Raw genomic sequence first — 13631 nt, forward strand, 5'->3', positions numbered from 1 at the left:
ACGGAGCGACGTGACTTTGTCAGCGCATGCTGGCGGGCAAACGGGGCAGGGCGGGAAACGCGCGCTGCACGCAGTCGCTGCGCTCGCAGGTCAGGCAGCCCGGGCCGATCGGTACCGCGTCATCTACCGCGCCCAGGTCCCAGCCACGCGCGTAGACCAGCTGGTCGGCATGGCGCAGGTCGCAGCCCATCGCCAGCGCAAAGGTCTTGCGCGGGCGGCCGTAGCCGGGGGCGCCGCTGCTGACCTGGCGCGCCAGCCAGAAATAGCGGCGGCCGTCGGGCATGCGCGCGATCTGGGTCAGGATGCGGTCCGGTTGATTGAACGCCTCATAGACGATCCATAGCGGGCAAGCGCCGCCCACGTGCGAAAAGTGGAAGTCGGTGGACGAGTGGCGCTTGGAGACATTGCCGGCGCGGTCCACCCGCATGAAGAAGATCGGCAAGCCCGCCGCACCACGTCGCTGCAAGGTGCTCAAACGATGGCATACCGCCTCGAAGCCCACGCCAAAGCGGTCCGCCAGCCATTCGATGTCGTAGCGCGAGCGTTGCGCGCTGTGCAGAAAATCGCTGTACGGCATCACCAGCGCGCCGGCGAAATAATTCGACAGCCCGATCCGCGACAGCGCGATGCGTTCGGCATCCATGAAGCCGGCATCGGCGATACGCGCCTCCAGCAATGGTGCGCATTCCAGCAAGGCCAGGTGCGCGGCCATCTGGAACGCCTGCTGGCCGGACCGCAGATGGGCGGGCAGCCACAGCACGCGCGCCTGCGCATCCACGCTGCGCTTGTCGCTGCGCAGATCGGGCGCCTCCTGCACCAGCAGGCCATGGCGGTCGGCAAGGCGCTGGCGCAGCCGCAGCGGCAGGTTTTCCGGGGTCAGGCCGAGTTCGGCGTACAGCGCCTCGGCGCGCTCATCCAGTTCGGGCAGATAGTTGTGCGCGCGATTGAAGTAATCGCGCACCTGCTCACCGGGCGACAGCGATGGCATCGCCGCATGCTCGACGCCAATCTGCATCTCCAGCGCGGCAGTGCGCTCCTGCAGGCGCTGATGGGCGCGATGCAGGTCCAGCAGCGCCTGCGCCACCTGCGGCAGGTTGCCGGTGAGCGCGCGCAACTCGGCCGGCGACAGCGTGTGGCCCAGGCTGCGCAGCGATTCGTCCAGCGGGTCGGCCAGGGCGGCCGGGTCGTCCACATCCAGCAGGCCGTCCAGATCGCCTAGGGTGGCCTTGAGCCGCTGTTGGATCGCCAACGTCAGCGGGCGCTGGTTGCGCTCGATCTGATTGAGGTAGCTGGGCGATAACGCCAGCCGGCGCGCCAGCTCGGCCTGGGTCAGGCCGTGGCGCTGCCGCAGCCGCTGCAGGCGCAGGCCGAGCTGGTGGCGGAGGACGGGCGGCAAGGACTGCGGCATTCGCAAGATTCGCAAGATTGTGCTGCCAGCTTAGCGCGATTAAGCAGGTGTAGGCTGGGAATGCTGGCGTGGGCTGCGAACAATGCGAAGTACTGGGCCAGCCGGCCCGATGTCTTCTGCGAGCGAGCCCTGCGATGAGTGAATCCGTCCCCCGCGTCTCCCTGTTGATCGATGGCGAAATGCTGGTCTCCGCCAGCACCCAGTGGCAGGACGTGGTCAACCCGGCCGACCAGTCGGTGCTGGCGCAGGTGCCGTTCGCCACTACGGCAGAAGTCGACGCCGCAGTGGCCGCCGCCAGCCGTGCCTTCGTCAGCTGGCGCAAGACGCCCATCGGTGCGCGCGCGCGCGTGTTCCTCAAGTACCAGCAGCTGATCCGCGAGCACATGCCCGAGCTGGCCGCGCTGCTCAGCGCCGAGCAGGGCAAGACCCTGGCCGATGCCGAAGGCGATGTGTTCCGCGGGCTGGAAGTGGTGGAGCACGCCGCGGCGATCGGCAACCTGCAGCTGGGCGAGCTGGCCAACAACGTCGCCACCGGCGTGGACACCTACAGCCTGCTGCAGCCGCTAGGCGTGTGCGCGGGCATCACCCCGTTCAACTTCCCGGCGATGATTCCGCTGTGGATGTTTCCGATGGCGATTGCGACTGGCAACACCTTCGTGCTCAAGCCGTCCGAGCAGGACCCGATGGTGACCATGCGCCTGGTGGAACTCGCCTTGGAAGCGGGCATTCCCAAGGGCGTGCTCAACGTGGTGCACGGTGGCGAAGCCGTGGTCAATGCGCTGTGCGATCACCCGGAGATCAAGGCGCTGTCGTTCGTCGGCTCCACCAACGTGGGCACGCACGTCTATCGCCGCGCATCGCTGGCCGGCAAGCGCGTGCAATGCATGATGGGCGCCAAGAATCATGCCGTGGTGCTGCCGGACGCCAGCCAGGAACAAACCCTCAATGCGATGGTCGGTGCCGCGTTCGGTGCTGCCGGCCAGCGCTGCATGGCCGCTTCCACGCTGGTGCTGGTGGGTGAAGCGCAGCAGTGGATTCCCGCCCTGGTCGCCAAGGCGAAGACCTTGAAGCTGGGTGCGGGTACTGAGCAGGGCACGGACGTGGGCCCGCTGATTTCCTGCGCGGCGCGCGAGCGCGTGGAGAGCCTGATCGCCTCCGGCGTGGAGCAGGGCGCCACGCTGGAACTGGACGGTCGCACTCCGGCCGTGCCGGGGTTCGAGCAAGGCAACTTCGTCGGCCCGACGATCTTCTCCGGCGTCAAACCCGGCATGCGGATCTACGATGAAGAGATCTTCGGGCCGGTGCTGGTGATTCTGGAAGCCGCCACGCTGGACGAGGCCATTGCTTTGGTCAACGCCAATCCCAACGGCAACGGCACCGCGTTGTTCACCCAATCCGGTGCAGCCGCGCGGCGTTTCCAGGAAGACATCGATGTGGGCCAGGTCGGCATCAACGTGCCGATTCCGGTGCCGGTGCCGCTGTTTTCCTTCACCGGTTCGCGCGCCTCCAAGCTCGGCGACCTGGGCCCGTACGGCAAGCAGGTCGTGATGTTCTACACCCAGACCAAGACCGTCACCGCGCGCTGGTTCGACGACCAGACGCTGGGCCATGGCGTCAACACCACCATTTCTCTCAAGTGATGCGATCGTCATGAATGCAGCCATCCAGCTACACCCCAACGCGGCCGATCTGAACGACGAGCAGGAGGCCTTCCGCGCCGCCGCACGCGACTTCGCCGACAAGGAACTCGCCCCGTATGCAGCGCAATGGGATGCAGAAAGCCACTTCCCGCGCGCGGCCATCGCCAAGGCCGCCGAACTTGGTTTCTGCGGCCTGTACACCGACGAAGGCGTGGGTGGGTTAGGTATGCGCCGGCTCGATGCGGCAGTGGTGTTCGAGGAACTGGCCACGGTCGATCCGTCCACATCGGCCTTTATCAGCATCCACAACATGGCGACCTGGCTGATCGCCAGTTACGGCAATGAAGGCGTGCGTGCGCAGTGGGGCGAGGCGATGACCAGCGGCGCCAAGCTGGGCTCGTATTGCCTGACCGAGCCGGGTGCCGGCTCGGATGCGGCATCGTTGAAAACCCGCGCGCAGCGCGATGGCGATGCGTATGTGCTCAACGGCAGCAAGGCCTTCATTTCCGGTGCGGGCGCCACCGATGTGCTGGTGGTGATGGCACGCACCGGAGACGATGGCGCACGCGGCATCAGCGCTTTCGCGGTACCAGCCGATGCGCCCGGCATCAGCTACGGCCGCAAGGAAGAAAAGATGGGCTGGAACAGCCAGCCCACGCGCGGGGTGACCTTTACCGATGTACGCATCCCGGCCGGCAATTTGCTCGGCAAGGAAGGCGAGGGCTTCAAGATGGCGATGAAGGCGCTGGATGGCGGCCGCATCAACATCGCCGCCTGCTCGCTGGGCGCCGCGCAAGGCGCATTGGATGCCGCGCGTCGCTATATGGGCGAGCGCCGCCAGTTCGGCAAGAAACTGGCCGATTTCCAGGCGTTGCAATTCAAGCTCGCCGACATGGCCACGCAACTGGTGGCCGCGCGGCAGATGGTGCATACCGCCGCACGCAAGCTCGATGCCGGCAGCCACGACGCCACGGTGTGGTGCGCAATGGCCAAACGCTTCGCCACCGACGCCGGCTTTGCAATCTGCGACGAGGCGCTGCAGATCCACGGCGGGTATGGCTATATCCGCGAGTACCCGATCGAACGCCTGCTGCGCGACAGTCGCGTGCATCGCATCCTGGAGGGCACCAACGAAGTGATGCGCATGATCGTGGCGCGGCATCTACTCAACGGCGAGGAGGAACTGCGATGAGCGCTTGGGAAGGACGTGTGCATACCGGCCTGCAGGTCGAGCGCGATGGGCATGTAGCCATCATCACGTTGAGCAATCCGCCAGCCAATACCTGGACCGTGCACAGCCTGGCCGCCTTGCGCGACCTGGTACACGCATTGGATGCCGACCGCAGCGTGTACGCGCTGGTGATCACCGGCGAAGGCGAAAAGTTCTTCAGTGCCGGTGCCGACCTCAAGCAGTTTGCCGACGGCGACAAGGCCGCTGCACGTGAGGCCGCGCGTCGCTTCGGCGAAGCGTTCGAGGCGCTGAGCGCGTTCCGTGGCGTGTCGATCGCCGCCATCAACGGCTATGCCATGGGCGGCGGTCTGGAATGCGCGCTGGCCTGCGACCTGCGCATTGCCGAGCAACAGGCGCATCTGGCGCTGCCCGAAGCCAGTGTCGGGTTGCTGCCGTGTGCGGGGGGCACCCAGAACCTGCCGCGCCTGGTCGGCGAGGGTTGGGCCAAGCGCATGATCCTGCTGGGCGAGCGCATCGACGCCGCCACCGCGCACCGTATCGGCCTGGTGGAAGAGGTGGTGGGCAAGGGCGAGTCGCGCGCGCTGGCAGTCGCCTGGGCGCAGCGTGCCGGCAAGCAGAGCCCGGTAAGCGTGGCGGCCTGCAAACGCCTGGTGCAATCCACTCGCCATGGCACGCACGCAGCGGCCTTGGTTGCCGAGCGCGAAGCCTTCGTCGACCTGTTCGAGCAGGCCGATCAGGCCGAAGGGGTTGCCGCATTTTTGGAAAAGCGCGCTCCGCAGTGGAGCAGCCGCTGATGACGGAGAGAAGCCCGACCGACGCAGCGCCGGTGCTGTTCGAGCAGCGCGATTGCGCCGATGGGCATCGCATCGGTGTCGCCACCTTGAATGCCCCCAAGATGCTCAATGGCTTGTCGTTGCAGATGACCCGGTTGCTGGATGCGCAGCTACAGGAATGGGCCGGCGATGCGCAGATCGCCTGCGTCGTGTTGCGTGGCGCCGGCGACAAAGCGCTGTGCGCCGGCGGCGATCTGCATGGGCTGTACCAGAGCATGCGCGCGCATCGCGATGCCGTGCCCGACGCGGCCCAGCGCCGTGCGCGGCCGCAAGACAATCCCTATGCCGCCGCATTCTTCGAAGAGGAATATTGGCTGGATTACCGCATTCATACCTATGCCAAGCCGCTGCTGTGCTGGGGCCATGGCATCGTGATGGGTGGCGGCATTGGCCTGATGTCCGGTGCCAGCCACCGCGTGGTCACCGAGCGCTCGCGCCTGGCCATGCCGGAGATCAGCGTCGGTCTGTTTCCAGACGTAGGTGGCAGCTGGCTGTTGCGGCGCGTGCCGCACGGCGCCGGCCTGTTTCTCGCCTTGACCGGCGCACCGCTCAACGCCAGCGATGCCATCTACGCCGGTCTGGCCGATGTGCGGTTGGAACATGCGCAATACAGCGCCGTGCTGGATGCCTTGAGCGCGCACGCATGGACCGGCGATGCCGGCAACGATCGCGAGCAACTGGGTGCGTTTTTGCAGGGAATCGCGCAGCCACTGGAACCGGGCCCACTGCAGCTGCATGCGGCATTGATCGCGCAACTGGTATCCGGCGACACGCTGGAGCAGGTGGTCGATGCGATCGCTGCCCTGCAAAGCGAGGACGGTTGGTTGCAGGCCGCGCGCGCGACGCTGGCCGCCGGCGCACCTGGCTCGGCACGGTTGGCGTGGGAACTGCAACGTCATCCCGGCACTGCGACGCTGGCTGAGACGTTTCGCACCGAGTACGTAGCGGCACTGCATGCCGCCGCGCACGGCGATTTTGCCGAAGGCATCCTGGCGTTGCTGATCGACAAGGACCGCCAGCCACAGTGGCAGCCGGCATCGCTGAGCGCAGCGGATACGCAATGGGCGGCCGGCTTTTTCAATGCACCATGGCCGGCTGCGCAGCATCCGTTGGCGGATCTTGGTGCGCACCAGACATGATGCCGCGTGTATCGCAGGGCTCGCGTATCCACGCAACTTGCGCGCGCGTTGCGTGCGTAACGTCGCTTACACAGCTGCACGTCATCTCGCACTGAGCGCGTCCCGATACTTTTGATAGTTGCTCCACTCTGGAGATCGACACGATGAGCAAGATCGCTTTTATCGGCCTGGGCAACATGGGTGGCCCGATGGCCGCCAACCTGATCAAGGCCGGCCACCAGCTCCGCGTCTTCGATCTGGTGCAGGGCGCACTGGATGCGGCATCCGCTGCCGGCGCCCACGCAGCAAGCTCTGCGCCCGACACGCTGGCCGACGCCGAGATCGTCATCTCGATGCTGCCGGCCAGCAGGCACGTGGAAGCGCTGTATCTGGGCGATGGCGGCATTCTGACGCAGATTCCCGATGGCGCGCTGGTGATCGACTGCAGCACCATCGCACCGGTGTCCGCACGCAAGGTGGCCGATGCCGCGCGCGCACGGGGGCTGGCGGTGCTGGATGCGCCGGTGTCCGGTGGCACCGCGGGTGCCGCCGCCGGCACGCTGACCTTCATCGTCGGTGGTGCCGCCGACGTGCTGGAGCGCGCCCGCCCGGTGCTGGAAGCCATGGGCAAGAATATTTTCCATGTGGGCGACAACGGTGCCGGCCAGGTCGCCAAGCTGTGCAACAACATGGCGCTGGGTGTGATCATGGCCGCCACCGGTGAAGCGCTGGCGCTCGGCGTCGCGCAGGGGCTTGACCCGGCGGTGCTGTCGCAGATGATGGCGGTCAGCACCGGACGCAGTTGGGCCACCGAGGTCTGCAATCCCTGGCCGGGCGTGCTGCCCAACGCACCGGCGTCGCGCGGTTACAGCGGCGGCTTCGGCAACGACCTGATGCTCAAGGACCTGGGCCTGGTGGCCGAATCTGCGGTGCAGGCCGGCGTGTCGATCCCGCTGGGCGAGTTGGCACGCAACCTGTATGCGATGAACAGCCTGGCCGGTAACGGCGCACTGGATTTTTCCAGCGTGGTCAAACTGGTCGCCAAGGTTTGATAGCGGCTTATACGGCCACTACGCTCACCGCCAAGTGGGCGTCGCCGGCGTTTTTTTAACTCGCTTCCGTCGTGTAAGTGATCGAACGGGGTGCGTAGGTGCGAAGCGATGATCTGCGGCTTGGCTGCGAGGCCCTTGCCCGCCTACCATCGCGGGACACGCCGCAAGTACATCCCTGTAGGCTCTTATGCGGCATCCATGCCGCATAAGGTCCCGCGACAATAGGCGGGCAAGGGGCTGTCGAGATGGCCGGTATGCAAGCTTGCAAGCAGCGCATGCGGCGCGGTGTTCGATGAAGTGCGGTCTGGGTAGCCTCCTTCGACCCGAGCACTGTCACTGCCAATACGAAATCACTACCCGCCGATGAAGGCAGTGGCTCAGCACGTGCTGCCATTGCGACGGTGTTCGTAAACTTTTGTTAGCCGCTTCAAGGTGCTGCCTGGCCCGGGCAATAACACTTAGCGCCGCGCTCACGTGATGTGATCTCATCACGCATGGGTGTAATAGTCTCCGCCATCGCACGCGCCTAAGGTGCGCGCATCGCACAAGGCCACTGCACCCCATGGGACACGATCACAACCACGCACCCAGCGAAATCCGCCACGAAACACCGCTGTGGTGGGCGCTAGGCCTTACCGCCACCTTCCTGGTGGCCGAGGTCATTGGCGCATTCTTGTCCAATAGCCTGGCGCTGTTGTCGGATGCGGCGCACATGGCCACCGACACGCTCGGTCTGATGATCGCGCTGCTCGCGGTGCGCTTGAGCCGGCGCCCGGCGGATGCGCGCCGCACTTACGGCTATGTCCGTCTTGAAGCTTTGGGTGCCCTGGTCAATGGCGCGCTGCTGTTCGGTGTGGGCGGCTACATCCTCTGGGAAGCCGCACAGCGCTTTCGCGCGCCGCAGGACATCTCGTCCAACGGCATGTTGCTGATCGCCGGGCTGGGCCTGGTGATCAACCTGATCGCGATGAAGCTGCTGCACGCCGGCAGCGGCGAAAGCCTCAACGTCAAAGGGGCGTATCTGGAAGTCTGGAGCGACATGCTCGGCTCGGTGGCGGTGATCATCGGCGCCTTGCTGATCCGCTGGACCGGCTGGCAGTGGATCGACCCGGTGCTGGCGGTGCTGATCGGCCTGTGGGTGCTGCCACGCACCTGGGTGCTGCTGCGCGAAGCGATCAATGTCCTGCTCGAAGGCGTCCCCAAAGGCATCGACCTGGCGCAGGTGCGTCAGGCCTTGACCAGCTATCCGGGCGTGGACGACGTGCACGACCTGCACGTCTGGGCCCTGGCCTCCAGCACGCCCGCACTCACCGCGCATGTCGTGGTTGGCGACAGCACCGACCGCGATCGCCTGCGCGACGCGCTCGGCACCCTGCTGCACGACCGTTTCGAGATCGCCCACGTCACGCTGCAGGTGGAAAGCGGCGACTGCGGTACCGAACCCTGCGGCACGCCAACGTCCGCGTCAGGCGCCACGCATGACGATCACCACGGGCACGCGCATGGACATGGCGGTCACTCCCACTGAGCAGTGGTAGCTGGGGCGTGTCGCAAGCGTGCAATGGCGATACCCGGGTAGGCGCCAGCGCTTCCACCCCACGGCCGGCTGGCGCGTAATCGCCTGCATCGTATGATCGGTGCGGGATGAGTTCTGCACACGGCGGGTGTCATGGCGTTACAGGTCGGGCCAGTGAACGAGCGGGTTGCCGCTCTCGTGCAAGAGGCAGGTGCCGCAGCATCGGCAGGGAACTGGCAGCAAGCCGAAGCGTTATGGCAGCGCGTGCGGCAACTGGCGCCGGCGCACCCGCAGGCGCTGTATAGCCTGGGGGTTCATGCCTACCAACGGGGCGACACGCAGGCCGCGATCGCATACCGGGACGGTGCGCGGGCAACCAGCCCTGCCGATCCGATGATCGTGTTGACCATTGCCGTGGTGAAACAGGCGCAGGGAGACGTGGACGGCGAATAGGAAGTGACCTACGACTGCGCTGGCTTGGTCAACGTGGCATGCAACAGTGCCGAGTGGCGGCACGTGCTGAGCACGCGCTACAACTTCGACCGTTACACCGTCAGTCTGCGTTGGCGCTATATCGGTGAGCTGGACTACCAGAACACCGACGGAACCCCGGGCACAACCGACGTGCGCCTGGTGAATCAGGACAACAAGGTGTCGGCGTACAACTACTTCGACCTGTCCGGTTCGATGCAGTTGGGCGATTACGTCACCTGGACGCTGGGTGTCAACAACATCGCCGACAAGGAACCGCCGTTGGTTGGGGGTAGCCTGACCTTCAACGGCAACTCCCTGGGGGGGTACGACCAGGCTGGGCGTTACATCTTCACCAGTGTGGGGCTGCGCTTCTGAGTGCGTTGCGGTACTGGTTATAAAAGAACGGCGAGCCTTGGCTCGCCGTTCTGTGTTCAGTGGTGATGGTCCACTCGATGGTTGCGCCGCCGCAACGTGATGCGCAACAGCCGACGATCAATCGGTTCGCGTGCTTTCGCAGGCAGTATCCCGGCACTGGACGCTCATACCACCGGCTCCCGCAACACCGGTGAATCCCAACCCGGACGCGGGGCGAAGCGTTCGCCATACCGGGCGTGCAATGCCTGCAAGCGTTCGAGCAACGCATCCGCACCGACGCTGCGGATGTGCTGGATCGGGCCACCGCGGAACGGCGCAAAGCCAGTACCGAAGATGACGCCGGCATCGAGCAGGTCGGCGTCGGCCACCACGCCGTCATGCAGGCAGGCCACCGCTTCGTTGAGCAGCGGCAGGATCAGGCGGTCTTCCAGGTCGGGCGGCACGGCATAGCCGCTGGCCACCTCGGGTTTGACTGCGCGGCCGTTCTCCCACTTGTACAGGCCCTGGCCGTCCTTCTTGCCGCGCTTGCCGGACTCCACGGTGGCAAGCGCCGCAGGAATCGGCAGTTGCAGGAACGGCGCCAGCTCGGCGCCGACGCCGGCCGCGACATCCAGCCCCACCGTATCGATCAGCTCGATCGGCCCCATCGGCATACCGAACTTGACCGCGGTCTTGTCCAGCACCGGCCCCGGAATGCCTTCGGCATACGCAGTGGCCGCTTCGAGCAGGTACGGAAACAGCACGCGATTGACCAGGAAGCCCGGCGTACCCGCCACCGGCACCGGGAACTTGTCCAGCGCCTTGCAGAACGCCGCCAGGCGCGCCACGTTGGCCGGGTCCAGTCCATCGTGCTGCACGATTTCCACCAGCGGCATCATCGCCACGGGGTTGAAATAGTGCAGCCCGGCGAACTGTGCCGGGCGCTGGATATGGCCACGTAACTCGGTCAGCGGAATCGACGAGGTATTGGTGGTGAGCACCGCATCGGGCTTGAGCTGCGGCTCGATGGACTGATACAGGTCGCGCTTGGCCTGCGGGTTTTCGATGATCGCCTCGATCACCAGATCCGCCTGCGCCACGCCGGCGCCGGCCAAATCGCCGCGCAGCCGCGCGGCCACCGCCGGCCGCTTGGCGTCGTCCTTTACCCGCTTGGCAAACAGCTCACCACTGCGCGTCAGCGCGGTATCGATAAAACGCTGCTCGCGGTCCTGCAGGGTCACCTCGAAGCCCTTGTACGCGGCCCACGCCGCGATATCGCCGCCCATCACGCCGGCACCGATCACATGCACATGGCGAATCGGCGGCAATGCGGCCGCGCCTGCATCCTTGCCGCCCAGCGCCTTCAACCGCTCGGTCAGGAAGAAGATGCGGATCAGGTTGCGCGCGGTCGGCGTGCTGGCGAGCTTGACCACCGCCTTGAGCTCGGCCGCAAGGCGCGCCTGGATACCGCTGCCGCCCGCGCGCTCCCACACGTTGATCAAGGCGTAGGGCGCCGGGTAATGCTCCTTGCGCGCCTTGCGTGCGACCTGCTTGCGCATCTGCGGGGCAAGCAGCTTGCGCGCTAGCAATGTATTGGTGGCCCACGCGGTAGCGCGTTGCTTGAACGGACGCGTGGTGCCGTTCAAGGCCAATGCGGCGGCGACATCGACCAGGACGGCCGCCGCGGCGACCTTGTCGATCAGCCCCATCGCCCGCGCAGCCTTGGCCGAGACGGTGCGTCCGGTCAGCATCAGATCCATCGCTGCAGGTGCGCCGATCAAGCGCGGCAAGCGGGCGCTGCCGCCCCAGCCGGGGAAGATACCGAGCTTGGTTTCCGGCAAGCCGATGCGGGTGCTGGCATCGTCGGAGGCCACGCGATACCGGCACGCCAGCGCGATCTCGGTGCCGCCGCCCATGCAGAAGCCGTGGATCGCGGCCACCGTGGGGCAGGGCAGCTCGGCCAGCTTCTGGAACACCTGCTGGCCCCGATGGATCGCATCGTTGACTGTGCCCTTGCGGTCGAAGTCCTGAAATTCCTTCAGGTCGGCGCCGGCAATGAAGCCGTTGGTCTTTGCCGAGCGCAGTACCACGCCCTTGGGCGGGTCCAGCGCCAGCCGCTCGACCAGCGCGCCCAGTTCGAGCAGCACCTCCTGCGAAAACGCGTTGACCGGTGCGCCCTGGCGATCAAGGCTGAGCACGAGCACGCCGTCCTCGCGCAGGTCGGCCTGCCAATGGCTGAATCGGAGCCCGTCGAAACCTGGAAGCATGCGTCTGGCCGTCCGGCGATATAAGGAAAGGCCGTTATCATCCAGAGGTTGTTTCCATCACGTCAAATACCCATACCAGTCGACAGGACGGCATGCGCTTCGCGGGAGGCGTCGCCAGCGGCGCATCCGGGCCGCTACCCTGATACGCGACGATCGTACCGATCGGTATGAACTTTCTTCTTCAACGGCGGTCTTATTGCCCGACTTCGGTGGGCTGACAGGAGTGCGGCCCACCATGGCCGAAGTCGATACACCTCAGGAGCTGGACCTGGAACTGGTCCGGCGTGTGCAGCGCGGCGAGAGCGCGGCGTTCGATGTGCTGGTGCGCAAATACCAGCACCGGATCGTTGCGTTGATCGGGCGTTACATCGCCGACTGGAGCGAATGTCAGGACGTGGCCCAGGATACGTTTGTGCGCGCGTACCGCGCGATCAACAGTTTCCGCGGCGACTCCCAGTTCTATACGTGGCTGCACCGTATTGCCGTCAACACTGCCAAGAACCATCTGGTTGCGCACAACCGCCGCCCGCCCACCGACGACATCGAGATCAGCGATGCCGAACAGTTCGATGGAGCGACCCGTTTGCGCGACAACGACACCCCGGAGCGCGAATTGATGCGACAGGAGCTGGAACAAACGGTGATGCGCGCGGTCCAAGCCCTGCCGGAAGAACTCCGGTCGGCCATCACCCTGCGCGAGGTGGAAGGGCTGAGTTACGAGGACATCGCGCGAAAGATGGATTGCCCGATCGGAACGGTGCGCTCGCGCATCTTCCGGGCGCGCGAGGCCATCGACATCGAGCTGCGGCCTCTGCTGGAGACCGAAAGCGCTACCCGTGAGCGACACCGTGTATGAGCGATAACCCTGCCATGTCCACCACCGACAAATTCGAACGTCACTACCGGCAGCAGTTGTCTGCGCTGGTCGACGGAGAGTTGAGCGCCGACGAGTCGCGCTTCTTGCTGCGCCGTCTGGCGCACGATGAGGAACTGGCTGGCTGCCACGAACGCTGGCAGCTGTGCGGCGACGTGCTGCGCGGTGCGGCCAGTGCGCCGGCGCCGCTGGATTTTGCTGCGCGTGTGCGCAGCGCCATTGCCGACGAGCCAGCGCCGCAAGCGCAGCCGGCACCGCGCTCGGCCGCGCGCTGGCGTTGGGGGGGCGGGGCGGCGATTGCTGCGTCGGTTGCCGCAATTGCCTTGTTCATGGCGCGCGAGCGCTTGCCGGAAGCGGTGCCGTCAACCTCGGCTGTGCCGGTCTATGCCACCACGGCGCAAATGCCTGCCATCGCACAGCCGCCAGTCGCGCCGAAGGCGCCGGCCGCCCCCGATCCGGCCGATCCCGGCGACGGTGGTGCGCTCGTCGCGGCAGTGCCGGCTGCGGCACTGGCTTCCACGCGGCGCGGTGCCGCCACCCGTCAGCAACAGGTGGCGCGCAGCGCGGCGACGCGTCAGCAACAGGCTCCGGCACGGATGGTGGCCTCCGCGACTCCGCCTCCTGCGTCAGCGGTGAGCCCGGCAGCGACCGCCAATCCATTCACGCATCCGGATACGACACTGCAGGCGCGCCCGTGGCCACGCTCCGCGCTGTCCAGCGCGGGCGACAGCCCGCTCAACGCCAGTTTCAGCCAGAGTCGCCAGGGTCCGGCGTTCTATCCATTCGAGCCTGCGCCCCAGGCGGCCGGCAACGCCGCGCCAGGCCGGCCGGTGCCGGTCCCGCAGAACTGACCCTGCTGCCGATCTTCATCCAGTCGGCGCGCTTCCTTCCGTTAACTTGCCG

Annotated in this window: 10 protein-coding genes and 2 pseudogenes; 10 read left to right on the plus strand and 2 right to left on the minus strand. The window is 66.1% G+C overall.

Annotated features, from left to right (window positions below; translation table 11 throughout):
* Window positions 1–19 precede the first annotated feature (19 nt).
* The gene (locus BJD12_RS19920; RefSeq protein ID WP_005991930.1) at window positions 20–1408 is read right to left on the minus strand and encodes a helix-turn-helix domain-containing protein; all 1389 of its coding nucleotides are present in this window, start codon (window positions 1406–1408) and stop codon (window positions 20–22) included.
* A 134-nt stretch (window positions 1409–1542) separates the two neighbouring features.
* Here BJD12_RS19920 and BJD12_RS19925 point away from each other — a divergent pair, with 134 nt between their 5' ends.
* The 8 genes and pseudogenes from BJD12_RS19925 to BJD12_RS24375 form a co-directional block, all read left to right on the plus strand.
* Entirely contained in the window at window positions 1543–3048 is a 1506-nt protein-coding gene (locus BJD12_RS19925) for a CoA-acylating methylmalonate-semialdehyde dehydrogenase (RefSeq protein WP_039420166.1), read from the plus strand.
* A 10-nt stretch (window positions 3049–3058) separates the two neighbouring features.
* The gene (locus BJD12_RS19930; RefSeq protein ID WP_005991934.1) at window positions 3059–4240 is read left to right on the plus strand and encodes an acyl-CoA dehydrogenase family protein; all 1182 of its coding nucleotides are present in this window, start codon (window positions 3059–3061) and stop codon (window positions 4238–4240) included.
* A complete protein-coding gene (locus BJD12_RS19935; RefSeq protein WP_005991936.1) occupies window positions 4237–5034 on the plus strand; it encodes an enoyl-CoA hydratase in 798 nt (265 codons plus the stop codon). The genes BJD12_RS19930 and BJD12_RS19935 overlap by 4 nt, the downstream gene beginning before the upstream one ends.
* The gene (locus BJD12_RS19940; RefSeq protein ID WP_005991938.1) at window positions 5019–6212 is read left to right on the plus strand and encodes an enoyl-CoA hydratase/isomerase family protein; all 1194 of its coding nucleotides are present in this window, start codon (window positions 5019–5021) and stop codon (window positions 6210–6212) included. Before BJD12_RS19935 ends, BJD12_RS19940 begins: the two co-directional genes overlap by 16 nt.
* 128 nt (window positions 6213–6340) lie before the next feature.
* Window positions 6341–7243: a 3-hydroxyisobutyrate dehydrogenase gene (gene mmsB, locus BJD12_RS19945; protein WP_172797232.1), complete on the plus strand. Its 903-nt coding sequence runs from the start codon at window positions 6341–6343 to the stop codon at window positions 7241–7243.
* A 562-nt stretch (window positions 7244–7805) separates the two neighbouring features.
* Window positions 7806–8771 carry a cation diffusion facilitator family transporter gene (locus tag BJD12_RS19950; protein WP_005991942.1) on the plus strand — a complete coding sequence of 322 codons (966 nt, stop codon included), beginning with the start codon at window positions 7806–7808 and terminating at the stop codon, window positions 8769–8771.
* A gap of 141 nt (window positions 8772–8912) precedes the next feature.
* A pseudogene (locus tag BJD12_RS24370) lies at window positions 8913–9209 on the plus strand (tetratricopeptide repeat protein); the annotation flags it as partial.
* 3 nt (window positions 9210–9212) lie between these two features.
* Window positions 9213–9608: pseudogene (locus BJD12_RS24375) on the plus strand (TonB-dependent receptor); the annotation flags it as partial.
* A 164-nt stretch (window positions 9609–9772) separates the two neighbouring features.
* Here the strand turns inward: BJD12_RS24375 and BJD12_RS19960 are convergent.
* Window positions 9773–11854, minus strand: a complete 2082-nt coding sequence (locus tag BJD12_RS19960; protein ID WP_005991947.1) for a 3-hydroxyacyl-CoA dehydrogenase NAD-binding domain-containing protein — start codon at window positions 11852–11854, stop codon at window positions 9773–9775.
* Between the two features lie 235 nt (window positions 11855–12089).
* Between BJD12_RS19960 and rpoE the strand changes: the two genes are divergently transcribed.
* Window positions 12090–12710, plus strand: a complete 621-nt coding sequence (gene rpoE, locus BJD12_RS19965; RefSeq protein ID WP_005991949.1) for an RNA polymerase sigma factor RpoE — start codon at window positions 12090–12092, stop codon at window positions 12708–12710.
* Window positions 12707–13579 carry a sigma-E factor negative regulatory protein gene (locus BJD12_RS19970; protein ID WP_005991951.1) on the plus strand — a complete coding sequence of 291 codons (873 nt, stop codon included), beginning with the start codon at window positions 12707–12709 and terminating at the stop codon, window positions 13577–13579. Before rpoE ends, BJD12_RS19970 begins: the two co-directional genes overlap by 4 nt.
* Window positions 13580–13631 lie beyond the last annotated feature (52 nt).

The organism is Xanthomonas vesicatoria ATCC 35937 (assembly GCF_001908725.1).
Classification (GTDB): Bacteria; Pseudomonadota; Gammaproteobacteria; order Xanthomonadales; family Xanthomonadaceae; genus Xanthomonas; species Xanthomonas vesicatoria.